At 42.5% G+C, this 26,574-nt stretch carries 22 protein-coding genes and 2 pseudogenes; 6 read left to right on the top strand and 18 right to left on the bottom strand.

From position 1 onward, the window contains the following. Window positions 1-425: 425 nt before the first annotated feature. Window positions 426-683 (top strand): annotated as a pseudogene (locus ACTW1R_RS16115) (transposase); the annotation flags it as partial. Between the two features lie 375 nt (window positions 684-1,058). Here ACTW1R_RS16115 and ACTW1R_RS16120 read toward each other — a convergent pair. From ACTW1R_RS16120 to ACTW1R_RS16150, 7 genes are all read right to left on the bottom strand, one after another. Then, window positions 1,059-1,553 carry a hypothetical protein gene (locus ACTW1R_RS16120; protein WP_489927348.1) on the bottom strand — a complete coding sequence of 165 codons (495 nt, stop codon included), beginning with the start codon at window positions 1,551-1,553 and terminating at the stop codon, window positions 1,059-1,061. A gap of 92 nt (window positions 1,554-1,645) precedes the next feature. After that, the gene (locus ACTW1R_RS16125) at window positions 1,646-1,837 is read right to left on the bottom strand and encodes a hypothetical protein (RefSeq protein WP_375826729.1); all 192 of its coding nucleotides are present in this window, start codon (window positions 1,835-1,837) and stop codon (window positions 1,646-1,648) included. A gap of 20 nt (window positions 1,838-1,857) precedes the next feature. Next, window positions 1,858-2,256 (bottom strand): hypothetical protein, encoded by a 399-nt coding sequence (locus ACTW1R_RS16130; RefSeq protein WP_242691866.1) that lies wholly within the window; start codon window positions 2,254-2,256, stop codon window positions 1,858-1,860. A gap of 7 nt (window positions 2,257-2,263) precedes the next feature. After that, window positions 2,264-2,557, bottom strand: coding sequence for a hypothetical protein (locus ACTW1R_RS16135; protein WP_489927350.1), 294 nt, complete (start codon window positions 2,555-2,557; stop codon window positions 2,264-2,266). A 125-nt stretch (window positions 2,558-2,682) separates the two neighbouring features. After that, entirely contained in the window at window positions 2,683-3,156 is a 474-nt protein-coding gene (mobL, locus tag ACTW1R_RS16140) for a relaxase MobL (protein ID WP_087664464.1), read from the bottom strand. Further along, window positions 3,156-3,350 (bottom strand): hypothetical protein, encoded by a 195-nt coding sequence (locus tag ACTW1R_RS16145; RefSeq protein ID WP_242691865.1) that lies wholly within the window; start codon window positions 3,348-3,350, stop codon window positions 3,156-3,158. The genes mobL and ACTW1R_RS16145 overlap by 1 nt, the downstream gene beginning before the upstream one ends. Window positions 3,351-3,359: 9 nt before the next feature. Beyond that, window positions 3,360-3,503, bottom strand: a complete 144-nt coding sequence (locus ACTW1R_RS16150) for a hypothetical protein (RefSeq protein ID WP_242691864.1) — start codon at window positions 3,501-3,503, stop codon at window positions 3,360-3,362. A 151-nt stretch (window positions 3,504-3,654) separates the two neighbouring features. On the opposite strand from ACTW1R_RS16150, the pseudogene ACTW1R_RS16155 reads away from it, so the two are divergent. Next, a pseudogene (locus ACTW1R_RS16155) lies at window positions 3,655-4,143 on the top strand (tyrosine-type recombinase/integrase); the annotation flags it as partial. A 23-nt stretch (window positions 4,144-4,166) separates the two neighbouring features. Here ACTW1R_RS16155 and rpsI read toward each other — a convergent pair. Further along, a complete protein-coding gene (rpsI, locus tag ACTW1R_RS16160; RefSeq protein WP_003128901.1) occupies window positions 4,167-4,559 on the bottom strand; it encodes a 30S ribosomal protein S9 in 393 nt (130 codons plus the stop codon). A 15-nt stretch (window positions 4,560-4,574) separates the two neighbouring features. Beyond that, window positions 4,575-5,021 carry a 50S ribosomal protein L13 gene (gene rplM, locus ACTW1R_RS16165; RefSeq protein WP_301280258.1) on the bottom strand — a complete coding sequence of 149 codons (447 nt, stop codon included), beginning with the start codon at window positions 5,019-5,021 and terminating at the stop codon, window positions 4,575-4,577. Window positions 5,022-5,427: 406 nt separating this feature from the next. On the opposite strand from rplM, the gene ACTW1R_RS16170 reads away from it, so the two are divergent. Together ACTW1R_RS16170 and argH are read left to right on the top strand one after the other, a co-directional pair. Next, a complete protein-coding gene (locus ACTW1R_RS16170; RefSeq protein WP_005233014.1) occupies window positions 5,428-6,642 on the top strand; it encodes an argininosuccinate synthase in 1,215 nt (404 codons plus the stop codon). A gap of 54 nt (window positions 6,643-6,696) precedes the next feature. Continuing rightward, window positions 6,697-8,076, top strand: a complete 1,380-nt coding sequence (gene argH / locus ACTW1R_RS16175; RefSeq protein ID WP_489927351.1) for an argininosuccinate lyase — start codon at window positions 6,697-6,699, stop codon at window positions 8,074-8,076. A gap of 41 nt (window positions 8,077-8,117) precedes the next feature. On the opposite strand, the gene ACTW1R_RS16180 is transcribed toward argH, so the two are convergent. Continuing rightward, window positions 8,118-8,606 (bottom strand): Dps family protein, encoded by a 489-nt coding sequence (locus ACTW1R_RS16180; protein ID WP_005230382.1) that lies wholly within the window; start codon window positions 8,604-8,606, stop codon window positions 8,118-8,120. A gap of 125 nt (window positions 8,607-8,731) precedes the next feature. Here ACTW1R_RS16180 and ACTW1R_RS16185 point away from each other — a divergent pair, with 125 nt between their 5' ends. Next, complete coding sequence (locus ACTW1R_RS16185) at window positions 8,732-9,409, top strand: prepilin peptidase (RefSeq protein ID WP_270267107.1); 678 nt, start codon at window positions 8,732-8,734, stop codon at window positions 9,407-9,409. 76 nt (window positions 9,410-9,485) lie between these two features. Here ACTW1R_RS16185 and ACTW1R_RS16190 read toward each other — a convergent pair whose 3' ends face one another. After that, on the bottom strand, window positions 9,486-15,668 hold the full coding sequence (locus ACTW1R_RS16190; protein ID WP_489927352.1) for a Spy0128 family protein: 6,183 nt from the start codon (window positions 15,666-15,668) through the stop codon (window positions 9,486-9,488). A gap of 292 nt (window positions 15,669-15,960) precedes the next feature. Between ACTW1R_RS16190 and ACTW1R_RS16195 the strand changes: the two genes are divergently transcribed. After that, window positions 15,961-17,376 carry an AcpB/EbpR/MafR family transcriptional regulator gene (locus ACTW1R_RS16195; RefSeq protein ID WP_489927353.1) on the top strand — a complete coding sequence of 472 codons (1,416 nt, stop codon included), beginning with the start codon at window positions 15,961-15,963 and terminating at the stop codon, window positions 17,374-17,376. Window positions 17,377-17,441: 65 nt separating this feature from the next. Here the strand turns inward: ACTW1R_RS16195 and ACTW1R_RS16200 are convergent, their stop codons facing one another. The 7 genes from ACTW1R_RS16200 to rpoC form a co-directional block, all read right to left on the bottom strand. Continuing rightward, a complete protein-coding gene (locus tag ACTW1R_RS16200; protein WP_489927354.1) occupies window positions 17,442-18,341 on the bottom strand; it encodes a ketose-bisphosphate aldolase in 900 nt (299 codons plus the stop codon). 21 nt (window positions 18,342-18,362) lie between these two features. Next, window positions 18,363-19,217 carry a class II fructose-bisphosphate aldolase gene (locus tag ACTW1R_RS16205; protein WP_010748880.1) on the bottom strand — a complete coding sequence of 285 codons (855 nt, stop codon included), beginning with the start codon at window positions 19,215-19,217 and terminating at the stop codon, window positions 18,363-18,365. 17 nt (window positions 19,218-19,234) lie between these two features. Continuing rightward, complete coding sequence (locus ACTW1R_RS16210; RefSeq protein ID WP_489927560.1) at window positions 19,235-20,314, bottom strand: PTS fructose transporter subunit IIC; 1,080 nt, start codon at window positions 20,312-20,314, stop codon at window positions 19,235-19,237. 46 nt (window positions 20,315-20,360) lie between these two features. Next, a complete protein-coding gene (locus tag ACTW1R_RS16215; RefSeq protein ID WP_005230357.1) occupies window positions 20,361-20,675 on the bottom strand; it encodes a PTS fructose transporter subunit IIB in 315 nt (104 codons plus the stop codon). 16 nt (window positions 20,676-20,691) lie between these two features. Next, the gene (locus ACTW1R_RS16220; RefSeq protein WP_005230355.1) at window positions 20,692-21,189 is read right to left on the bottom strand and encodes a PTS sugar transporter subunit IIA; all 498 of its coding nucleotides are present in this window, start codon (window positions 21,187-21,189) and stop codon (window positions 20,692-20,694) included. A 2-nt stretch (window positions 21,190-21,191) separates the two neighbouring features. Then, a complete protein-coding gene (locus ACTW1R_RS16225) occupies window positions 21,192-22,658 on the bottom strand; it encodes a BglG family transcription antiterminator (protein ID WP_489927355.1) in 1,467 nt (488 codons plus the stop codon). A 244-nt stretch (window positions 22,659-22,902) separates the two neighbouring features. After that, window positions 22,903-26,553: a DNA-directed RNA polymerase subunit beta' gene (gene rpoC / locus ACTW1R_RS16230; protein WP_015510610.1), complete on the bottom strand. Its 3,651-nt coding sequence runs from the start codon at window positions 26,551-26,553 to the stop codon at window positions 22,903-22,905. Window positions 26,554-26,574: the final 21 nt, after the last annotated feature.

The following is a 26,574-nucleotide window of genomic DNA, read 5'->3' on the forward strand; positions in this document are numbered from 1 at the left end:
ATTTTACTACATATGAATACCATTTAAAGACTACATTTGAGTATTTTTTTTTCTTTATACTAAAAAGACCGTCCTCTTTGCACCCTTAAAAAAACTTTCTGACCTAATTTATTGGGCTAATGAAAGAGCTAATTGACGAGGAATAAAAAAAAAGTCAAAAACCTTTAAGTTTCTGACCCCATCCAAGATTTTCCCTAATACTAATAATTCTGAATTTTAAATGAACAGTTAATTTTTTTCGAGATTATGAACATAAAAACAAAGCAATACACTCCAATTGTGGTAACCAAAAAGAGTGTTTAGAAAATAATCATTTTCTGACCACTCCGATCTTCAAAAAATTAGATCTGATATCATACTATATAAACAATCATCGAAGATTTGTCTTTCATCTTTTAATCGTAGCCACATAAGCCTTTCGATAAAAAGACCCTGACTTGTTTTTCTCCTTATTGGCAGAACTTACCGAAACGTTAGATGACGGCTTCCAAGAGAAATTTCAAAACCTTCTAACCTGTGAAGAAGGCATCACCAACGCAATGATCTATCCTTATTCCAATGGAAAAATAGAAGCGAAGAATACCCACATAAAGACAATGAAACGAGTATCCTACAGATTTAAATCATTCGAGAACATGAGAATTAGAATCTTTTTGATCAATCAATTAATCAAAGTGAGATAACAAAAAATCTGAGCCAGAATGTGGTTCATTCTGACCCAGATTTGATTTTGCACAACTCATCAGTTCTTATTGACAAAGAGTCCTTTTTTTATTCTGCTATTTACTAATTGAAAGCAGCCGACTTGAATCTGAAAAAAATTTTCTACGGCTGGTTTTGACTTTATTTTAGATCTAACTGAATGATAAAAATTCTCCCGTATTAAATGAATGGTTAGTTTACTGTTTAGTTAGATTGTTTTAAAAATTCGCTCATCACTGTCTTCAATATAATCCCTTATGTCTATTACCACAACACTAATTGTTCTTTATCTTTTTTATATCCATTATAGCTCTATCAAGTATAATAGGAATCGTCATAGTTTTGACTTTGATTTTTCATAAATAAAATCCTTTTTTAAACAAAATAAAAGCATATGCAAATGGCCACAAAATAGGATAAACAGTTAGCTTTACTATACCAATGAAAAAAACATATAGAGAGTAAAATAAACCCATATTTTGCTTCTGTATTTTTCTATGAATTTTCCAATTTATTTGTGTATTTTCAGTAGCATTCTCATAAACATAGCTTTCATATTTTTCGTTATTAGTAGGTAATAAATACCTTCTCAGTGAAGCAACCAACAGAATTGAAAAACAACCAATCAACAAATAAATAGCAAAAAGTTCCTCCATGTAAAAAAACAGATTCACTAATGAAAACAATTCTTTTTTTTGCAAGTAAGGAATAACTATCTCTATATATAACCAAATATTATAGAAGAACGAAAAAAATATAATTATAAAAGAAAAGATAATTTGAACAATTGTATCCCAAACAGTCCCTCTAAGTATTGTGGTATCTAACCAGCTTTTGATTAACCTTTTCATACTGATAATTCTCCTTTATTTGCCTTTATTTGTAACATTCATAGAGACTTGATTGCACGTCTATGAAAAATTTCCTACGGTTGGTTTTGACTTTATATTATATCCAGCTGAACGATCAACGGTCCCACTTCTTGTGTTGCTTCATCCAACATTAAAGAGTAAATGTCGGCATTCTCTTGCGTGATACGTACCTGTTGCGCACTCATTTCACCTGCACCAACTTCTTGAATACGCATCGTTTGATTCTTTGTATCTACGCTATTAATAAAGTAATAATTATCCATGTCTTTCCTCTTTCTCCTAATTAAATAGGTCTTGACTCTTGGCTCATTTTTGCTTGTTCGGTTTCACGCTGAAGCTTTTCAAACGCTACTTGATTTTTGAATTGATCAAATTCATTGTTCGTCACCCGTTCCAGGTGTTTGACTTGATTCGTGACCAACCGAAGGTATTTGAATGATTGTTTAAATGGTCTGGTTCGCTTACTTGGATGTCGCTTTGGCGCTGATCGACTTTCATTCGTCTCTTTCCGCATACGATAATCATTTTTTAGTTTATCATATATTTCCTGATTCTTATTATGTTTTCCTGATACAGAAGAAGGGTGGTAAGGTTCTCCTAGCGACGGTGATTCATTTTCTTTTTTTAGTTCCTGAAGGATATTGTTTCCTAATCGATAATAAATACCATCCGACCCGAACATTCGGCCATCATAAAAATGATTTTTTATCTTTTTTAGGATCTCCCTCTCCATAAGTTGCTTTCTTGGAAATGTCTTCCTCATTTGCCAGCTGTTTAAATTCTTCAAAGTAGCCATTGTATTTCATCAATAAGTCAATCAGTTGATTCATTATTTCTCGATTTTCCTGCGTTAAGTTTTTACTATTCCACTTGCTTTGATTCTTCGGCAGCTGTGCTTTTAATTTTTCAAGCAACAGAACACTTTCTTTTTTCGGTGTTTCCATTTTTATTTTACTACGCAGACTATTTCTCAAATCATTCAATCGTTCCAGTTCTCTCGTTCGATCAAAAATGAGATTCGCAAAAGTCTATTTCATTTTTTCTAATGTTTCATCGAAACGTTGCCCTTTTCTTTCGTAGCGATTATGCTCTTTAACAAAAATCATTTTCACGGGTAGGCTCGACTTTCGTCGTCGCAAAATGCACGTGAAAGTGACCCGTTCAAATTATCATTCTCATAAAGAACGTCCATCATTTTTCGACCGGTCATGATCAACGGTTCCCTTTTTAATTCATTTGAATATGGATTATATATGCCTGCTTTAATTAATGCTCTTGTATCGAAAGACACCACATCTTGAAATAAAACAGATTCATTTTGGTTCGCTCCATCAAACAATTTTTTATACTGTTCAACTTTTTGTTGCGTCAGATCATCATTATTAAAATCAAACATCCCTGTATTCAGTGACCATATTTTTTCTTGGGTTTCCTTTTGCATGATCTCGATTTGTACTTTTGATAAAGTCGAATAATCAGAAAGACGTTTGTTGATCTCCACTAGCGATACTCTTCGCTTTATTTCCGATTTTATTTCCTTTAATGAAGAAATCAAGTGAGAGATTTTTTCGAAAATAGCCATCATTCATTCCCCTTTTTTAATTTGGTATTTGTTGCGATCAGCTCATAATAATCGATTTGATTAAAATCACTGACGTGAGCATATGCTACATAAACAAGGACTTGATTTGAATCCAATCCTTCATATATAAGATCAAAAACGACGAAATAGGTTTGATCATCGTTCGTATAAACACTTAGATCTTCTACGCTCATTTTGGCATCTTAATTGTCCATATCCCCAATCGATTGCGTCATTTCTTGGTTATATTCGTCAGTAATCAACTTCTTTTCGTTCAACAGCGAGACACGATTTTTAAGAAATGGTTCGTCTTTTGTGTTGAAATAGGTCGTCACAAAGTCTTGCACAACGGCACTTTTTTCATCCGTGGATTGATTTGTTTGTTCACTCTCAACGGTTTCTGGTGCCTGATTTTCAGTAGGATTAACAGTGCTGCTATTGTCCGGATCCGAATGGTTTTCTTCAATAGATTGTTCAATTTGGGCTTTTTGGAAATGAAAAAACTCGAAAGAAAATAAAATAACGATTTTCCATATTCCAAATGAACTAAAGTAATTACTTCAACAATGGAAAGACAAACAAAAAGAAGAACTAGTTCAATTTGAAATTGAGCAAACCGAAGAGTAGCTACTCTTTACCTTCTTTGATAATAAGGGAAATATCAATCAAAGACTTCATACAGATTATTTGAACTACCGTATGAAATCCATTGAGCGACGACATAAACGCCTTACCCATGCGACTCCACACAAGTTACTGCATACTGGGGCAACTTTAGCCAAACAAGCTGGTGTCGCTCTAGAACAGATTTCTGAAGCCTTGACTCACAGCGATAACAATATCACAAGAACTTATGTAAACACACCAAACGTGATTCAAATGCCTATCGGTGAAATTGCCTATCGCAAATTGTCTCAAAAAGATGCAGACCGGAATGGTGTCAACTCAAAAAAAGACGCTTCGCAAACTGAATTGCGAAACGCCTGAAAGTGTTGATATATAAAAATATATTAACGCTTAGAGAATTGTGAAGCTTTACGAGCTTTCTTAAGACCTGGTTTCTTACGTTCAACCATACGTGCGTCACGAGTAAGTAAGCCAGCACGTTTAAGAGCTAAACGGAAATCAGGATCAACTTGTAACAATGCGCGTGCGATACCGTGACGGATTGCACCTGATTGTCCAGCGTATCCACCACCATTTACGTTTACAAAAACATCGTATGAACCTTTAGTTTCTGTAACGCCGAATGGTTGGTTGATTACTTCACGCAAGTCTGCGTGTGGGATGTATTCTTCAACATCTTTTTTGTTAACAGTAATTTTACCAGTACCTGGTACTAAACGTACGCGGGCTACTGCATTTTTACGACGGCCAGTGCCGATATATTGAGCTTGTGCCAATGAAATTCCCTCCTATTAGATTAAGTTTGTGATGTCCAATACTTCTGGTTGTTGTGCAGCATGTGGGTGTTCAGCGCCAGCATAAACATGAAGTTTCATTCCTTGTTTACGGCCTAAAGTGTTTTTAGGAAGCATGCCTTTTACAGAAGTTTCGATCAAACGACGAGAATTTTTAGCACGTAATTCTCCAGCAGAGACTGATTTCAATCCTCCTGGGAAGTTTGAGTGACGGTAATAAATTTTATCGCTTGCTTTGTTACCTGTTAATTTGATTTTTTCTGCATTAATGACGATTACGAAATCGCCTGTATCCACATGAGGTGTGAATGTTGGTTTATTTTTACCACGTAAGACAGATGCTACTACTGCTGAAAGACGACCCATAGGAACATCTGTTGCATCTACTACGTACCATTTACGTTCTACTTCGCCTGGTTTGGCCATATATGTTGTACGCACAATTTTTTCCTCCAATTCAATTTCACGAATGTTTGACATACACTTGAGTTTCCGGGGCTCTTGTGGGGCAAACAATACCATATAACATAATACCTTCTATAAAGCCTAATGTCAACGTAATTCCGCCTCTTTTTGAAAATTTTCTCCATTCATTTTCTGCCATTTTCTCTGAAAAACGAAGCTTGTTGTTGCAGACTTCTAAAACTGAATATCAAAATGAATATTATGTATAAAATTTCATTAACAAAGTGAGCATCCACTTCTTTTCCTTAACCATCGATAATAGTATAAAAACCTGATAATCGCCACTTTTATGTATAAATATTTAATTTTACCCTTGATTTATTATTTTTATTCTGATAAGATAGCTTCAATCACTTGAAAACACGCGGAAAAGGAGTTAATAAGTATGAAAGAAAAAGTAATATTGGCCTATTCTGGAGGATTAGATACCTCCGTTTCAATTAAATGGTTAACGGACCAAGGATATGATGTGGTGGCTTGCTGCCTAGATATCGGTGAAGGTCGCGACACTCAATCCATTAAAGACAAAGCTTTGGCAGTTGGCGCGATTGAATCTTATGCCATCGATGCCCGCGAAGAATTCGCCCAAGATTTTGCTTTGATCGCTTTACAAGGCAATACTTTTTATGAAAATTCTTATCCTCTTGTTTCCGCTTTGTCTCGTCCATTGATCGCCAAGAAATTGGTGGAGTTGGCATTAGCGACTGGCGCAACGACCGTCGCCCACGGCTGTACTGGTAAAGGCAACGACCAAGTTCGGTTTGAAGTAGCGATCGCCGCTTTAGCGCCTCACTTGAAAGTCATCGCACCGGTTCGGGAATGGAAATGGTCCCGAGAAGAAGAGATTGCCTATGCGGCTGAAAAAGGGGTACCGATTCCCGCTGACTTGGACAATCCGTATTCCATTGACCAAAACTTGTGGGGACGTGCCTGTGAGTGCGGCGTCTTAGAAGACCCTTGGGCAACCCCGCCAAAAGGGGCCTACGCCATCACGCAAGAATTAGAAGATACTCCTGACGTACCAACGATCGTTGAGATCACCTTTGATCAAGGGGTACCGACCGCCATTGATGGCGAAACGATGAATCTAGCAGAATTGATCATGAAACTGAATCGGATGGCTGGCGAACATGGCGTTGGTCGGATCGACCATATCGAAAATCGTTTGGTGGGAATCAAATCACGGGAAGTTTATGAATGTCCAGGAGCGATCGCTTTGATGACGGCTCATAAAGAATTGGAAGATTTGGTCTTTGTCCGGGAATTGGCGCATTTCAAACCAATCATCGAGCAGCAATTAGCCCAAGTCATCTATGACGGCTTATGGTTCAATCCATTAACGGAAGCCTTGATTACCTTCCTAAAAAGCACGCAAGTCTACGTCAACGGGATCGTGCGTTTGAAATTGTTCAAAGGCAACGTCATTTGTGAAGGACGGAAATCTGAAAACAGCCTGTACGATGAAAACTTAGCAACGTATACTTCTGCAGATACCTTTGATCAGCATGCGGCTATCGGCTTCATAAAATTATGGGGACTGCCAAGCAAAGTGCACGCTGAGATCCAAGCACAACAGCAACTAACAGAAACATTGATTTAAGTATGCACGGCTGAAGCTGCCGCTTCAGCCGTAATCTTTTTTTGAGGTGAGAATATGGCAAAATTATGGGGCGGACGTTTCGATGGAAAAAATGAAGCATGGATCGATGCTTTTGGGGCTTCCATCACGTTTGATCAAAAGTTAGCAAAACAAGACATTCTTGGCAGTTTGGCCCATGTCAAAATGCTGGTCCATACGGACATCATCAGTCAAACCGATGGCGAAGCGATCATTGGCGGCTTGACCACGATTCAGCAGCAATTAGCCGCTGGCGAATTGACCTTCACGATTGAAAATGAGGACATCCATTTAAACATCGAGACATTCTTGCATGAATTGATTGGACCAGTGGCAGGCAAATTGCATACTGCCCGTAGTCGTAATGACCAAGTGGCGACCGATATGCATTTGTATTTGAAAGAAGTCGTGCAAGAGGTGATCACTTTGATCGCTGATTTGCGAGAAGCGCTGGTTTTACAAGCCGAAGCCAACATCTACACCATCATGCCTGGTTATACCCATCTGCAGCATGCACAGCCGATTTCTTTTGCCCATCACCTCTTAGCCTATTACAGTATGCTGACGCGTGACCAAGAGCGTTTCAGTGAGAGTTTGAGCCGCATCGATGTGATGCCTTTAGGCAGTGCTGCTTTGGCAGGAACTACCTTCCCTATCGATCGTGCTTTCACTGCTCAAGAGTTAGGGTTCAGCAATATTTACAGCAACAGCCTAGATGCGGTCAGCGATCGTGATTTTATCTTGGAATTTTTAAGCAACGCCTCTTTATTGATGATGCATCTGTCTCGTTTTTGTGAAGAGCTGATTCTTTGGTGCAGCCACGAGTACCAATTTGTGGAACTGACCGATACCTTCTCCACCGGCAGCTCCATCATGCCTCAAAAGAAAAACCCTGACATGGCGGAGCTGATCCGTGGAAAAACAGGACGTGTCTATGGGAACCTCTTTGGTCTTTTGACGGTCATGAAGGGTTTGCCGCTGGCGTACAACAAAGATTTCCAAGAAGACAAAGAAGGCATGTTTGACAGTGCCGAAACCATCACGAAAAGCTTGCAGATCATGACGGGCATGATCGCAACGATGAAAGTCAATCAAGCACGGATGCAAGAATCCACTGAAAAGGATTTTTCCAACGCAACAGAATTAGCGGATTACTTAGCTGGCAAAGGTGTGCCTTTCCGACAAGCCCATGAGATCGTCGGCAAACTCGTCAGCGAGTGTTTGAGCAAAGGCATCTATCTGCAAGATGTTTCCTTGGAAGAATACCAAGCGATCCATCCTGCCATCGACAGCGATATTTTTGAAAAACTTGACTCCTACACCGCCGTCAAAAATCGTCATTCCTATGGCGGCACCGGTTTTGATCAAGTGGCACAGCAAATTGAAGCCGCCAAAGCATTATTGGCAGGCCAGTAAAAAAACCAGCGAAGAAAATTCTTCGCTGGTTTTTTTGTGGATTAATGACGTACGCGAGATTTCGCTGGATCGATCAATGGCGCTTCGCCTAAGTGCGCTTGGATCATCCAAATACGTTTTTCGATGGCTGTTTTGAAGCCGATGAAGATATCTTGGGTTGGATCGTCGCCTTCTTCACCAGATACTTCGATCCCTTTTTGGTATAAGTCCGCTAAATAACGATAGCCTTCCACCAATGTAGCTAAGCGTTCTGGAATCGTGCGGTCCCAGTTACCCACTTCATCAGGGATTTGAGTGTGTTCTGCCATTTCACGCAAAGTTGAATATGGTGAACCGTCTAATGTAATCAAGCGTTCAGAAACTTCATCCAATTGCTCATTTAGATCATCCATGAATTCGTCCATCATTGGATGCAATGTCAAAAAGCCAGGTCCACGCATGTACCAGTGTGTTTGGTGAACGACCATAGCCATTTGGCTTAAATCAGCAACAAGTTGGTTTAATACTTCTTTTGTTTGTTCAAATTTCATAACGATTCCTCCTCTAAATTATCTATTTTAAGGATAATACGAAACAATTAAAAAGTACAACAAAATCATCTATTTGAGAAAATTTCTCACTCTCTTACGTATTTCTTTATGAGGGGGGACGAAAAATGACGATTTTCGTGTTTTTTTTAGGCGCTTTACTCGGCTTCTTTTGGCTTTTGCTCTTACAAACCCTGTTTTGGAATCTACCAAAAAGTGATTCTCGTTCTCACTACCAGAAAGTGAACAAAGTTTCGGATAACCATTGGTTTCTTCTCCTTCCTACAAGATGGCTTTCACCCCCACTTTATTGGATCTTCGCTTGCATATGCTATGGCGGACTTTGCGGGGTTGCCTTTCGTGCTTCAGAAAGCTTCCTGGCTTTTGTCTGGCTGACCAGTGCCTTTTTACTCAGCTTGACCGACTTGATAGACTATAGCGTCTACCCACAACTGCTGTACCCCGCCCACCTACTGCTAGCGCTGGCACAGTTTAGAAGCGGCGCTTCTTTTCAATGGCTGTCTTTAGGCTTGCTGGTTCCACTGGTCTTTTTTGTCTGGCAGGAAAAAATGGGCGACGGCGATCTCTTAGTGCTGGCAGGCTGGGGCACTTGGCTATCGCCGTCGACACTTTTGGCCCTCTTACTAGTAGCCAGCAGTCTTGGTCTCCTCGCTTTTTTTAGCTATCAAGGCATCTGGAAGAAACGATTGGCGCAGTTGCCCTTCGTTCCCTTCTTGAGTCTTGGTTTGCTGATTGTTCGCTTTCTAGCGTTTCATACTTTTGACGCTTTTTTTTCTTTGAAGTGAAGAAAAATAGGGCAGGAAAAAGCGGGACAAGTTGGCCTCATCCCGCTTTCTCTTTCTGCTCTGTTGCTTCCCCTGCCTATGATAACGGCGTCCGTTTTTTGCGATCAAGGTAGATGCCTACTGCGATCACTACTAACAACAGCCCCAAGACGACCCAACCAGCGGTCGTGGTGTCATTGGTTTTCGGTAAGTTGTCAGTTCCCGGCTTCGTTGTTTTGCCTTCTTTGACACGATTGTTGAATACCATGTCTGCCGTTTGCTCCGCTTCAGCTACTAATTTTCCTGCTTGATCTTTGACTGTGACCGTTACTTGATAAGTGGTTTCATCATAGATAATCGTTGCGTCATTGCCAGCTTTTTCACGAATCGTGTAACGATGTTCCCCAGCATCGTCATACGTCAATGCATCAAAGGTAATATTTCCATTTGCATCATTGCGTTGGGTTTGCAGAACCTTTCCAGCTTCATCCACTAATTCAAATGCGAATTCGTTGGCTTGCAAATCTCTACCCGTCAAGACTTTCTTCGCACTTAGTACGACACTGCCAGCTTGTGGTTGGTAGCTGTTTTCAAAGACTTGATCGCCTTCGTATTCCACCACTGCGGTCAACTGTCCAGCTTCATCGGTGACGGTCACGACTACGGCCAGTTCTTTTGCATCGTAAGTGATGGTACCGTCAGTTCCTGTTTTCTCACGAATGATGTAGTGGTACTCACCTGTTTCATCATAGGCGAGAGCGTCAAAGTAGATCTTGCCAGTTGCATCATTGGCTTTTGTTTGAAGAATAGTTCCGTCTTCATCGACTAGTTCAAAATCGAATTCATTTGCTTGTAGTGTACGACCAGTTAAGACTTTCTCGGCACTTAGTACGACACTGCCGGCTTTTGGTTGATAGCTGTTTTCAAAGACTTGGTTGCCTTCGTATTCCGCCACTGCGGTCAACTGTCCGGCTTCATCAGTGACAGTAACGACTACTGCCAGTTCTTTCGTATCGTATGTGATGGTACCGTCAGTTCCTGCCTTCTCACGAATGGTGTAGTGATACTCACCTGTTTCCTCGTAAGGGAGCGCGTCAAAGTAGATCTTGCCAGTGGCGTCGTTGGCTTTTGTTTGAAGTACAGTTCCATCTTCATCGACTAGTTCAAAAGCGAATTCATTTGCTTGTAGTGTACGACCAGTTAAGACTTTCTCGGCACTTAGTACGATACTACCAGCTTTTGGTTGATAGCTATTTTCAAAGACTTGGTTGCCTTCGTATTCGGCAACTGCGGTCAACCGTCCGGCTTCATCAGTGACGGTTACAACTACCGCCAGTTCTTTTGCATCGTAAGTGATGGTGCCATCAGTTCCTGCTTGCTCACGGATGGTGTAGTGGTACTCACCTGTCTCCTCGTAAGAAAGAGCATCAAAGTAGATCTTGCCAGTGGCATCATTGGCTTTTGTTTGAAGTACAGTCCCGTCTTCATCGACTAGTTCAAAATGGAATTCATTTGCTTGTAACGTGCGGCCGGTCAAGACTTTCTCGGCACTCAGTACGACACTACCAGCTTTTGGTGTATAGTCGTTTTCAAAGATCGCATTGCCATCATACGTTGCTTTTGCCACTAGTTGCCCGTCTTCATCGGTTACTTTCACGACAACACCAATTTCTTTCGTGTCATAGGTAATGGTACTATCTGCGCCAGCTTTTTCCCGAATCGTATAACGGTATTCGCCGACTTCGCCATATGTCAATTCATCGAAATAGATTTGACCATTTACGTCATTGGTTTTCGTCTGTAACACGTTGCCTGCTTCACCGACTAGCTCAAAGGCAAACTCGTTGGCTGCTAGTGTGCGGCCTGTCAACACTTTCTCTACATTCAAGACCACACCGCCAGCTTTTGGCGTATAGTCGTTTTCAAAGACTTGGTTGCCTTCATATTCCGCCACTGCGGTCAATTGTCCGTCTTCATCGGTGACGGTCACGACTACCGCTAGTTCTTTCGTATCGTATGTGATGGTACCGTCAGTTCCTGCCTTCTCACGAATGGTGTAGTGATACTCACCTGTTTCCTCGTAAGGGAGCGCGTCAAAGTAGATCTTGCCAGTGGCGTCATTGGCTTTTGTTTGAAGAACAGTTCCGTCTTCATCGACTAGTTCAAAATCGAATTCATTTGCTTGTAAGGTACGACCGGTTAAGACTTTCTCGGCACTTAGTACGATACTACCAGCCTTTGGTTGATAGCTGTTTTCAAAGACTTGGTTGCCTTCGTATTCGGCAACTGCCGCGAGCTGTCCGTCTTCATCGGTGACGGTCACAACTACCGCCAGTTCTTTTGCATCGTATGTGATGGTACCGTCAGTTCCTGCTTTCTCACGGATGGTATAGCGGTATTCACCTGCTTTATCGTAAGGAAGAGCGTCAAAGTAAATCTTGCCAGTTGCATCATTGGCTTTTGTTTGAAGTACAGTTCCTGCTTCATTGACTAATTCGAAGTCAAATTCTTCTGCTTTCAAATCACGACCGATCAGTACTTTCTCAGCACTCAAAACGACACTACCGGCTTTTGGCGTATAGTCATTTTCAAAGACTTGATTGCCTTCATAGACTGCTTTCGCAATCAACTGGCTGTCTTCTTCCGTGACGGTCACAGTTACCTTTAGTTCCTTGTCAGTATAGGTGATGGTTGGATCGTTGCCGGCTTTTTCCCGAATCGTATAGTGGTACTCGCCAGGCTCATTGTAAGTGATGGCATCAAAGGTAACTTGACCGTTACCGTCATTGGTTTGCGTTAAAATCACAGAGCCAGCTTCATCCACCAGATGGAAAGTAAATTCGCCGTCTTTCAACTCGCGTCCATCAAGCATCTTCTGAACATTCAAGGCAAGGGTTGTTTCTTTGATTTCTCGCTTATTGGCTAGTTCAAAGACATAATTGACTTCTTTATCAGAGATAGTGAAGGTGTACTGAGTCGCATCTCGTTCGTATCCTTCTGGTGCGGTGATTTCTTGGATCATGTAATCACCGTAGCGCAGATTGTCGATCCGTTCAATGGCGTTGCCGTTTTCCATGATCTGATTGTTTTTCACCACCAGATTCGACAAGATGACTTCATAGGTGTTTTGCGCATTTTTACGGCTTAATTGGAAAACCGCTTCTTCATCGATCCCTCGTTCTTTGGTGCCATCGGCATCGTATTTCACGATCGTCAAGGAGCCGTTTGTCCCAGAAGAGGTTCCGCTACCGTCTGTCGACTTGATGGTAACTTCTTTGGTCACTGTGTGAATTTCGATCTCACTACCCGTCAAATTGACACTATTGGCCACCCGTTCATTGTTCAAAATCCCGGGATCAAGCTGTGTTTGATAAACGATAAAGTACGGTTTATCAATCATTTCTTCAAAAGCGATCACTAACGATTGCGTCCCTGCCACCACATCCGAGGTGATTTTCGGATTGTCTTCGTTGGTGAAGGTGACTTTTTCCCCTTTTTCCCACGTGCCATTGTTTAAGACTGCTTCATACACATCTACGATCACGTTATCGTCGGCATCGCGTAAAAAGGTGTGCTGATTGTAGTTGATGGTATCGGTCACTACCGCATTGTGGATTTTGCGACTGTCAGCGTTGATCATGATTTCCCAATCGAGCAATCGATTGTTCTCGGCATTCTGGCTGCCGTTTTTCATCAACCAGTCCGTTTTCGCAGACTTATCGACTTGGCCATCGGCAGTCAACGTTGTGTCATTGTCCGTCAATGTAATAGTATTTTTGTAGGTAAATACTTCTTCAGATGCTTCCGTTGCCAAGAAGACCGCCAGTGTTTCTGACGTTTCTTTCAACAAGGTGATCGTAACTTTCTTCGTGTCAGGATCATAAGTGTAACTGTAATCCTCGTTTAGCACCAATTGCTCTTTCAGTGCTCTGACTTGTGTCGTATATCCAGTTACCGTGACCGTGTAAAGCGCCAAGTCTTTCAAAGTTTGGCCTTCTTGCAGCTGGTCCGTGATGATTGCATCTTTGTTGATTTTTTCTTTGTACGTATTGAATAGCCCCATCCAATAGACTTGATCGCTTGAAGCAGTCTGCTCATCAAAAATAGTTCCTAGATTCCGACCAAATACAGCGGTAATCGCTTTGGCGACATCTTCGCCTTCACCAATGAATAGGCCGTATTTCAAGGCATTTTTTAACCAGTTGGTATCCATCCAAGTATTGGATTCAGAAGCTTCCGTGAACGTATTGCCGGCTTCATCTTTATAATGGACAAACGCTGCATTACTAAAACGACTGCTAGAACTTCCTAATGCGATCTGCTGTGAAACATCGAAGCTGGTTTTGAAATTAACAGTGATCGTTGCCGAGGTCGTTTGGTACGCCCCTTGCAGCTTGATGCGAAAACCAGTCTCAAGTTCCTTCGTTGAGCCATCGGCTAGCGTTTTCGTTTCTGTGATCAGCTCTAGCGTATAGTCGGTATTGAGCTCTAAAGGCTCGGTCCCCCCGCTGGCTGTCACTACTAGCGTATCCGCCAATAAAGCTAAAGCACTGCTGTTTGAGCCAGAGATCAATTGATAGCGGTCTTCTATAATCAGGTCGCTAACTTTTTGCTGATTGGTATTGGCTTCAATTTTCCATGCGACAGTCTTCGTTTCATAGTCTTTGGTGCCAGCGGTTTTCACGACACCGATCGTTTTGGTTGGTGTCACTGTCCCGCTGCCCGTCAACGAGGTATTTTGATTGTCGCGGATCGAAGCGTAATTGTATATACGGGTATCGGCTAAAACCGATTCATACAACTGGGTGTCGTATTGGATCTTGTAGTAGCCAGCTTTGGCAAACGTGATGCCAAAGCGTACGATTTCCCCCTCTTTGTCCAGCTGGTATGACCCATCAAAGGACCAGTCTCCTGAAGGGACTTGGTTGCCATCTTTGTCTGTGATCACCAAAGTCTCTGGAACAAAAAAGTGCAGCGCGTTTTCATAAGCCGTTCCTGCATAGGTCTGATCAAAAAATTGAGCTTGGTCTTTGTCCAATGTAACGGAAATTTCCCAAGATGCTCGTTTCGTTTCTGGATCGTAGCCTTTAAATCGTTTGTATTCTGATTGTTCATCGTAGGTAACCGTTGCTTCTGCGGTTTTTTCTGTAAAATCGCTACCGTTGATTGTTGCCGTGTTTTTGAAAGAAGAAGCCGTTGGATCGGTGACTGCACTATTGATCACGATGCGGACCGGTTGATTAACTGTTTGATTGAAGGTAAACGTGTTGTTAACACTGTTAAACGTATATAAGCCATCGGTACGAATCCATTCATCGGTGGATTCATCGTACAAGTAGCCTGTCGAGGTACTATAAGCTAATCCTTGTGGCATCTTATCGGTGATCACCACATCATGCAATTCACGACTGGCTTGGTTAAAAATAATTTCCCAAACCACTGAACCGCTGGAAGTCACGTTACCCGTCTTAATGATATCGACCTCATAAATAGGCAATGTAATGATGATCTCATGGCCATCTTCATCGTAAATCCCGGTAGGAATGGTCACTTCCTCAGTAACGGTGCTTACACTTAATTCAGTGATCAGATCAATAGTCCCTGAGCGGTTGGAAAGTGTTTGTGCTGCCTCATTAAAAGTAACGGTCAATGTACCATCGAGTGCTAAGGTAAATCTTCCGATCGATTGTCCGCCGGAACGGGTCAATTCACCACTGACGGTGTTATGAATGGCAAAATAATTCGGCAATTGATACGTATAATAATCACCAGCACGAATTTCTTCCGTATCTGCTAACGACCAGTCAAAATGAATTTTGATATTGTCATTATACATCGGTGGATTTTCAGCAGTGAAAGGCTGATCGTTTAAGTCAGTGATTCGGACATTGTCAAAAAGCTGCACGCCCCGTTCATTCAGGTTGGCACTAAGATTTTCAGCGGTAGCAGAAGCTTCCGTTTCCGTCTCAGCATCTGGTGCTCGGGGTTGAATGCTGTTTTGATTCAGTGTCGAAGATGCTTGGGTTGCTTGACTTTCACTAGGGACGGTTGCTTGTTCTTCTTCTGCTTGACTCGTTGCTGACTGAACTGCTGCCGCTGTCGATGAATCCGTAGGTGCTTTTTCCGCATCGATCGTTCCGGTCACAGGTTCGGTACTTTCTAACGTTTCGGTTGTGCTTTCGGTTGCGTTGATTGCTTCTGCCAGTATGATCGTTGGTTCACAAAGGATAGAACCAAGCAAGACTAGCAAACATATATAGATAGAAAATTGTTTTTTCATAATTGTTCATTCCTTTTTATAAATTTTTTCAATTGATCTCGGAAGCGCTCGACGAATAATATTGTTCAACTGTGAGCAAGATATCCCAACAAACAACTGCTTTTTGCCTCCTCCCCATGATTCAAAAATTTTGGTCTTTGCTACTTGTATCAAACGTATTACTACTATTCCACACTTCTATTTTCCCAAAATTTTGGGGTGGGATGTATTCAAAAAAAATACAACACGCAATTTTTTTGAATACATGTAAAAACGTGATACTATTTACTTAAAAGGGGGCTCAGGGGCAATCATGTTACGGAAATTGTTATCATCTACAACACAAAAGAAACTACAGCTGATTGAGTATTTATTAGACGATCAGGGGACGAGTCTTCACGATTTGGCAGTGAAATTTTCCATTTCAATGTCTGCAACAAAAACCTATATCGCGGAAATCGACAATGAATTTTCGTTTCTGGACTTACAATTTGACGATTATTCAGCTGTTCGCCTACACTTGCATCCTTTCGCTACTCGACTAGACGTATACAGCCAGTTTTTAAATCGCTCGTCTGCGTTTCAATTGTTAGAACTACTCTTCTCATCAAGTTTCACTAGTTATGACATGCTGGCACTAGAATTAAATTTAAGCAAGTCATCGATCATTCGTTTGATCAAGAGGATCAATTTGGTTCTGGCACCGTATGATTTCTTCATCGCAACCAAACCCATCCAGTTAAAAGGAAATGAAAACAATATTCGCCAATTTTTTCTGATTTTCTTCTTAGAGAAGTACCAGTATGAATTTGTGGATGCCAACATTAACCAAGAGCAGGATTTCTTGAAGATCGCCCGTATCATGGCTGCTGCGACACCCTTAAAACTTTATTTTTCCGACATCAAAAAAATTGCCTTTGTAATCTATATCAACACGAAGCGCGATCGCTTATACGCTTCCAATCCCAATGGGAACCACATCGAATATTTCTTAGAAAAAATCGATTTAAGCGAATTTACTGGCTACAGTCGTGCTTACGTCGAGAAAATGGTCGGCTATATCACAACCCATATCGGTCAAGACCCCGCTGTCTTTCGCGAGACCAAACAAGAGTTTTATCAAATGACCAAGCGTATATTTAAAAAATACAACTATCATGAAGCCAATTTTGAAGAGAAGTTGGATGCCGTCGTCTTTTCCTATTTTCTTGGAATCAACTTGCAGGTTCCTTACTGCATCTTGGATGATCGCTTTGCTCGTTTTGTCAATAACTGTGATTTGGTCCAACAGACAGTCAATCAAGACATCGTTCAGGTTTTGACCCATTCGAATTTGCCAATCATTCGACCAAGTACGATCAATTACCTAATTTATATTTTCCATACCTCTTTTCCAAATTTCGCCAAAGAAATCATCGATACCCACGCTGACTTTCGCTTAGCTTTGTTTTATGATACAAATAGCTACCATACGGAATTTATCCAGACGAAAATCCAACAGTTTATTCCTTATCAGCTAACAATCACGATTTTAAATCCTCTGGACTCGTTTTCTCTGACCAAACTGGACGAGACTTATGATTTGATCATCGGCAATCTGACCCCCTCCTGCAGAAAAAATTTGTTTCATTATGCAGACATCAACCTGACTTCGAATGACTTGGCGTTTATCGCTCGGCAGATTCAGGAAAAGGGGATTCGGATGCTGCAAGAAAAGAGTGCGCAATAAAAAAAAACCTCGAAAAGCCGCAATTTAGCGATTTTTCGAGGGTTTTTTTGTTATTTATTTACTGTTTAATTTTGTTCACTACGCCATGGCTGGACGTTTTGCTGGCGATACAGAGCTGCTTTCCCAATTGCATTGAAGAGGGTCATTTTTTGCGTAACCACTGCTTTGGCTGCCTCAATACATTCTGGGTAAATGGCATTTGGATCCCACAATTCCGTTTCTGCTAAGATTTGGCGGCATTTTTTATAAAAGGCGTATTTATAGTCAGAGGAGATATTTACTTTTTGGATACCGATTGCCACTGCCTGAGCGATTTCTTCATCGGGATTGGCCGATCCGCCATGCAACACCAATGGGATATCGACACGATCTTTGATTTCTTGCAAGACATCCATTTTTAATTCCGGTTTGATATCTTTTGGATAAATACCATGGGCAGTTCCAATCGCAACTGCTAGTGTATCAATGCCTGTCTTCTCAATGAATTCTTGTGCATCTTCTGGACGAGTATAAATCACTTCGGAGACGCCCCCTTCAACGGAGGTTCCGGTATTACCGATCGTTCCCAGCTCGCCTTCGACAGATACCCCAATCGGATGGCAAATCTCGGTAATCTGTTTTGTCAGAGCAATATTTTCTTCAAAAGGCAGCAACGACCCATCGATCATCACTGAGCTGAACCCGCAATGGATCGCCCACATAATACTCGCCAGACTGTCGCCATGATCCATATGGATCACGATTGGCACAGAACTGTTTTTCGCTCTGGAAACTGCATAGTGGAAAAATTCATCCTTTGTAAAGGCCAATTCTGTGGGGTGGACCGCAATGATGGCTGGTGCATCGTTTTCTTCCGCTGCTTCGATAACGACGCGTAAGAAGTTGCTGTCTGCGACGTTAAAGGCACCAACAGCAAATTGATTTTCTTTGGCAACGGTCAGTAATTGTTTCATATTGATCAACATATAAGTGTGCTCCATTCTTTTTTAAAGTGATTTGTTTTTTGATCCAGATAATTCGATATACTCTTTGACGACTGCTTTTCCTGCTTCGATGGTTTGGTGGATCAGGGTCGGATAATCGCTCTCGGGATAAGCATCCAGCTGTTGGTGCAGGGCATTTCTTTGGGCTTTCATAAAATCAGCCCCTACATTGATTTTATTGATTCCTAGTGCCACGGAACGCAAGATATTTTCTCTGCCGGCTCCCGAGCCACCATGCAAAACCAGCGGCAGGTCAGTGGCTTCTTTGATGGTTTGAACGATATCAAAGCGAAATGCCGGGCGGTACCCTGCTGGATAATCCCCATGACTGGATCCGTAAGAAAGAGCGAGACAGTCGACCCCGGTTGCTCGAATAAAATGGATGGCTTCCTCTGGATCGGTATACATCCCATCGCTGGTATACTGATCCCCAGCCACTGCTCCCATGTCCCCAACTTCTGCTTCGACACTGGCATTATAGGCTTGCGCAAATTGCACGATCTCTTTGGTGATGGCGATGTTTTTTTCTAAAGGATGCATAGAGGCATCCATCATAACGCTTGAGAACCCTTCGTGGAGACATTGTTTGACGAAGGCGATATCCTGTCCATGATCCAGATTGATGGCAACCTCCACATTGACATTTTCCGCCATTCGAACGATCGGCTGGGTTAAGTAGCGATAATCCAGATGGGCCTTTAAATGGTCTTGGAGCAAGTCGACTATAATGGGTGCATGTGATTCTGCCGCGGCATCGATCACTGCTTTAGCGGTTTCCAAGTTAAAACAATTGATCGCCATAACCGCATAGTTTTCTCGATTGGCTTTTTGCAGCATCTCTTTCATTGATACATACATTTTCTTCGCTCCTTCTCTTAAGAAATTTCAATCGACGAAAAGTCAACATCTTCTTCCTCTTCCACGATCGGTGTTTCAACGGGTGCCTTTTTCAAGGCAAACAGCAAAACACCGGTAATGGCAGAACCAATCAGTAGCGCAATGGTAAATTTCAGTGGATCCGTCATGGCAGGAATGATGAAGACCCCACCGGATGGTACTGGTGAACCGACACCCCAAATCATACTTAGACCACCTCCGACGGCTGCTCCGACCGTACAAGAAAAAATGACGCGAAACGGATCAACGGCAGCGATCGGGATCACCCCTTCTGTGATCATACAAAGACCCATTGGAAAAGCGATCTTGATGTTGTCTTCTTCTTCCGTAGAATATTTGGGTCGACGTAAGAGACGAGAGAGGACCCAAGAGATCGTAACACCGAATGGCGGCACCATTGAGGCTAAAATTTTCACGGCTTCGGGTTCTTGAATGCCTTCCAGTAATAGCCCATCAGCAAATAGCGAGGCGACTTTGTTGACGGGGCCGCCAAAATCAAAGGCAGCCATACCACCGACAATCGCGCCAAATAAGAAATTTCCCGAGCCTTGCAGATTCGTTAAGAAGGTAGTCAACGCCCCAGTAGCCCACACGATCGGTACACCGATGACGAAGAACATCAAAGCACCAACGATCAGTGTCGACAAGACCGGTACGATCATCATTGGCATCAGACCTTGTGCCCAACGTGGTACTTTAAGGTTTTTTACTAAGAATAAGACCAGATAACCTGCGAGATAGCCTCCTAACATTCCCCCTAAAAAGCCTGCACCAATCGCATTGGCAATCAGTCCCATAAAAAGACCAGGAGCGATTCCTGGACGATCGGCAATGGAATAGGCGATCGCGGCAGCGATCACTGGCGCCAGCAGTCCCATCCCTAAAACCCCCAGCGAGACCAGTGCATCCGGGATCGTATAGGCAGCATCGTAATTTTCAATGACCGTGCCGTTGGCAAGATTTCCGATAGCGATTAAAAGCCCAGCTGTTACAACGACAGGTAGCATATACGAGATGGCGGTTAAGGCATGTTTTTTCAACTGCAGCTGTTTCATCATTTGTTTCATCCCCCTTTGAATTTAAGTCGTTAAAACATTCGTTGATTCATCCCTGATTTAATTTTTCTTCAATTGTTTCAAGCAAACGCTTAGGCGCTTTGATCACCATACTAGTGGGAATTTCTACTATTCGCTTGCCTTCAAAACGGTCTCTGCCGCCGATTTTGATATCTGCCGCAATAATGACAACATCGGCTGCTTGAATAGCTGCTTCCGTCAATTCACTTTCTGTCCCGATGGTTCCTTGGGTTTCGATATGGACTTCATGACCAAGTTCTTTCGCAGCTGTTTCGATTTTTTGCTTAGCGATATACGTATGAGCGATTCCTGAAGTACAGGCAGCTACACCAACGATTTTCATCTCTTCTCCCCCTTTCTTAGTTTTCTGCCATTGGATCTTTAGCAAGCAAGGCCATCATTTGATCCTTTGTCCCTGACGCAACGAGACGATCAATAAACGATTCATCCGCTAGTAGCATCGCTACTTTTTGCAGCAGTTTGATATGCATCGTATTGGCATCGGTATTTTTGACTGCAAACAAGATGATTACTTGAACGGGCGCTTCATCGATGGACTCCCATTCAAGCGGACGCTTGGTTTTTCCGATCACTAAGGAAGTCTTTTTCACACTGTCTGACTTTCCATGTGGGATTGCTAAGCCATGTCCGATACCGGTCATTCCTTCCGTTTCTCGGGCAAAGACATCTTGGGTGAACCCTGCTAAATCGGTAATTATTTGGTTTTCATATAAAAGTTCAGACAGTTCAGTGATCGCTTCTTCTTTTGAATTCGCTTCCATTTCCATCTTGATAAGATTGGGATTGATTACATCTGCGATGCTGAACGTTTGGATCGTTTGGCTTTCGTTTTTCATCTTTACATCTCTCCTAATAGTTGTTTGACTCGCTTTTCATCCTGTTTGGTAAATACCGAATTGACTAAAATCGTCGGCACCTGCGTTTCTACTGGCAAATTAATGGTGGTTAAGATCAAATCGATATTCTGGTAGTCTTGCGCATGCTTTCGGTACATACGAGCGGAAAGCACATCCACGATCTCCAGTTCAGGAAATGCCCGTTGGACTTTGACTTTCAGCAGCTCAGAAGTCCCTACGCCGCTGCTGCACATGATTAAGACTCGCTGTCTGCGCCGACGAATGACTTTAAATTTCACAAAATACAGCACCAAGAAACCAATCTCGTCTTCCGATATGGGATTCGTTCCATAGGTTTGCTCCACTTCCTTGCTGACTTGTGCCACTTGCTCAAAAATCCTTGGGTACTCCAGTTGGATGTCACTTAACAGGCCATTTTTCACGATAATTTTATTCTTTAGCCGATAGAGCATCGGCTGAATATGGCAAAGTAGATCGGTCTTGTCTGTTTGCTGGTTCAATTGAATACCCAGTGCTTTTTCCATCTGCTTAGTAAAAAACTCCGTGATTTCGCTGGCTTCTTTTGTCAGATTGGTCATTGCCAAGGGTTTGTTTTCCACTCTGGAAGACACTAAATACTGGTAGAGATAAAATACCTCACTTTCTGGCAGCTCCGTCACGAGATAGGCATTGATTTTTTCAATCACTTGTTGGGCAATTTGATAAAACTCTTGGTGCTGTTCAATCAAATGCTGTTCTTCCTCATCTAAGCCCTCAATAATTTCTTCGCGGTCAATTTCTCCTTCTCTCATTCGTAAAATCAGAATATACAGATGCGAGAAAATATTCATATTGTAAGGATACGCAATACTGTTCGCAAGTTTTCGCTCAATAAATTCAAGAATTGAGGTAATAAAGTTGATATCAAAGGCATTGATGGGATATTTTTGCGTAACCATTTCTTCATTCCACACATGGGTCTTCGTAAAGAGATCGTTGACACAGCGACGGATATTTTTTTCGGTACCAATCACTGCAATTCTCTTATCGGATCGGATCAACTGGAGTTCAAAGTACTGAAAATATTCCGAAAGACGATTGATATCACTACTTATCACTGCTTCACTCAAATAGTAAGGGGCGAACAGCTCTTTGATCAATAATCGCTTTGGTGATTTAAACAATAAATGCAGTGCAATCGCATGACGCCGCTCAAGCGGCTCATCATTTTGATCCGTTTCTTGATTTTCAATCGTGCCTTTGAGATACGCTTCATAATCCAAACAAAATCCTTTGCCGATTTCAGACCGAATGATTTCTGAACCAGCAGCCTCATTGATCCGTTTGATCGTCCGATAAATGGTTTTTGTTGAAACCTTAGCAGCTTCGGCTAGTTCATTAGCGGTCAAATTCATTCCTTGTGTCATAAACTGCTCAATCAAACGTGTTTCTCTCTTGCTCAGCTTCATACTGTCTCCCTCCGTATCTTTACTATAGCCCTCTTTTGCTCGAGTATTTCTTAATCGATGTCCACTGATTTGGACATTTCAAAAATAACGCTTTCATTAATCGTCCCAAATGCCCTTTTTCTAGGATAGAAGAAGGGCGCATTCTTTTTCGTGACATTTCCTTTTTCTAAACAAAAAAAGCTTGCCATTCCGAAGAATGACAAGCTTTTCCGTCACACTGAGTCAATCAGGTGCTGGGCATTGATTAGTTTTGGCTGTTCAATGCGTCTTCAGCAGCCATTTGTGCTTCGATGTCTGAGATGCTGTAGACATTTTCGCTGGCAACCGTTACTTCTTTTGGTTCCATTTCACGGTAACGAGGCATACCAGTACCAGCTGGGATGATCTTACCGATGATAACATTTTCTTTCAATCCAAGAAGTGGATCTTTCTTGCCGCGGATCGCTGCATCGGTCAACACACGAGTGGTTTCTTGGAAGGACGCAGCAGACAAGAAGCTGTTGGTTTCCAAGGATGCTTTCGTGATCCCTAATAGGACTGGACGGCTAGTTGCAGGAACGCCGCCGGCTACCAATGTGTCGTAGTTGCGGTCTTTAAAGTCGGCGATATCCAACAATGTTCCTGGCAAGATGCCTGAATCACCTGGATCCATGACGCGGACTTTACGCAGCATTTGACGAACCATTACTTCGATATGTTTGTCGCCGATTTCTACCCCTTGCATCCGGTAAACGCGTTGAACTTCTCGTAATAGGTAGTTTTCAACAGACAAGACATCGCGAACTTGTAACAGTTGTTTTGGATCGATCGATCCTTCCGTCAATGGCGCACCACGATGGATAAAGTCGCCTTCTGCTACTTTCATCCGGGCAGTATAAGGAACGGTATACGTACGCGTATCGGTTTCCCCTTTGATGGTCACTTCTTTGGTCCGAGTTGAAGGGTCTTCTGAGATATCGATGACTTCTCCGGTAACTTCGGTAATGACCGCTTGTCCTTTCGGATTACGGGCTTCAAAGATTTCTTGGACACGAGGGAGACCTTGCGTGATATCGTCTCCGGCAACCCCGCCGGTATGGAAGGTACGCATGGTCAACTGAGTACCAGGTTCACCGATTGATTGGGCAGCGATGGTACCGACTGCTTCCCCAACTTCAACTTCAGAACCAGTGGCTAAGTTGCGGCCATAACAATGTTTACATACACCATGTTTGGTGTTACATGTGAAGACAGAGCGAATGGATACTGTTTCGATGCCAGCGTCCACGATGGCTTTAGCTAAATCTTCAGTGATCAATTCATTGACCCCTAGAAGGACTTCGCCAGTTTCAGGATGGATCACTGATTTACGTGTGTAACGTCCAATCAAACGTTCTTCTAAGGATTCGATGATTTCGTTTCCTTCGCGAATTGCTTGAATGTCTAAACCACGGTCAGTACCACAATCGTCTTCACGGATGATGACATCTTGGGCAACGTCAACTAAACGACGTGTCAAGTAACCGGAATCGGCTGTTTTCAAGGCGGTATCGGTCATCCCTTTACGGGCACCATGGGTCGAGATAAACATTTCCAAGACAGATAGACCTTCACGGAAGTTTGAGATGATCGGCAATTCCATGATTCGTCCGTTAGGCGCGGCCATCAATCCACGCATCCCAGCAAGCTGAGTAAAGTTGGAGATGTTACCACGGGCACCGGAATCAGACATCATGAAGATTGGGTTTTTCGCTTCCAATGATTCCATCAGTTTTAACTGAATTTCATCTTTGGCTGCATTCCAAACACCAATAACTCGTTCATAACGCTCGTCATCGGTAATCAAACCACGACGGAATTGTTTCGTGATCGTTTCTACTTGTTTGTGGGCATTGTCGATGATGTCATGTTTTTCGTGCAAGTTCATGATATCAGCGATACCAACGGTGATACCTGCCATTGTTGAATGGCTGTATCCTAAGTCTTTCATGCGGTCAAGCATGCGTGACGTTTCAGTGATGCGGAAACGTTTGAAGACTTCTGAAATGATATTTCCTAAGTTTTTCTTCTTGAATGGGCCCACAAGCTCTTGTTCTTTAATGAAGGCAGGCACATCTGTACCAGCTTCAATAAAGTACTTGTCTGGTGTTTGAACCGTCAAGTTGTAGTCAGTCGGTTCGTTCAAGAATGGGAATTCTGGCGGCATGATCGAGTTGAAGATCACTTTACCTACCGTTGTTACCATCAAACGTTGTTTTTGTTCAGACGTGAATGGTTTGTCCCCTAAAGTGTTTGGATTGATGGCGATCCGTGTGTGTAAATGCACGTAGCCATTGCGCCATGCCGTAACTGCTTCGTCCATGTCACGGAAGATCATGCCTTCCCCTTCACGGCCTTCTTCTTCCATCGTCAAGTAGTAGTTCCCTAGGACCATATCCTGAGATGGTGTTACAACTGGTTTTCCGTCTTTTGGATTCAAAATGTTTTGGGCTGCTAACATCAGCATACGTGCTTCTGCTTGCGCTTCTTCGTTCAATGGTACGTGAACGGCCATTTGGTCTCCATCGAAATCGGCATTGTAGGCTTCACAAACAAGTGGGTGCAAACGAATGGCACGGCCTTCAACTAAGACTGGTTCAAATGCTTGGATACCTAATCTGTGAAGCGTAGGTGCCCGGTTCAATAGCACTGGATGTTCTTTGATGACATCTTCTAAAACATCCCAAACTTCGTCTTCTTGACGTTCGATTTTGCGTTTGGCATTTTTGATGTTTGACGCGATTTCACGAGAAACAAGCTCCCGCATCACGAATGGTTTGAACAATTCGATCGCCATTTCTTTTGGCAGACCACATTGATACATTTTAAGGAATGGACCAACGACGATAACTGAACGACCTGAGTAGTCGACCCGTTTTCCTAGCAAGTTTTGACGGAAACGACCTTGTTTCCCTTTCAACATGTGAGAAAGAGATTTCAATGGGCGGTTCCCTGGTCCTGCAACTGGACGGCCGCGACGACCGTTATCGATCAAGGCATCGACTGCTTCTTGCAGCATCCGTTTTTCATTTTGAACGATGATGTTTGGTGCATTCAAGTCTAACAAGCGTTTCAAACGGTTGTTACGGTTGATTACACGACGATACAAGTCGTTCAAGTCACTTGTGGCAAAACGTCCACCTTCTAATTGCACCATTGGGCGCAAATCAGGCGGGATAACTGGGATAACGTCCATGACCATCCAGCTTGGTTTGTTTCCTGAAGCACGGAATGCTTCTAAGATATCCAAACGGCGGATCGCACGCGTCCGTTTTTGACCAGTTGCGTTTTTCAATTCTTCTTTCAATTCAGCAACTTCGCCTTCAAGATCAACGCCATCTAATAATTGTTTGATGGCTTCGGCACCCATCGCTGCTGAAAATTCTTGACCGTATTGGTCACGTTTTTCACGGTATTCCCGTTCAGTCAATAGTTGTTTTTTCTCAAGGCTGGTGTTTCCTGGTTCAATCACTACGTAAGAAGCAAAGTAGATGATTTCTTCCAATGCACGTGGGCTCATGTCTAAAACAAGACCCATCCGCGAAGGAATGCCTTTGAAGTACCAAATGTGTGATACTGGTGCTGCTAATTCAATGTGTCCCATGCGTTCACGACGCACTTTTGAACGTGTTACTTCCACGCCGCAACGGTCACAAACGATGCCTTTATAGCGGATCCGTTTGTATTTGCCGCAAGCACATTCCCAGTCTTTGGTTGGACCGAAAATACGCTCGTCAAACAACCCTTCGCGTTCAGGTTTTAACGTACGGTAGTTAATGGTTTCTGGTTTTTTTACTTCACCATAAGACCAGCTTCTGATTTTTTCAGGAGAAGCCAAACCGATTTGCATACTTTCGAATTTATTTACATCGATCAAAAAAGGTTCCCTCCATTTCAT

It is taken from the genome of Enterococcus sp. R12 (genome assembly GCF_058135755.1).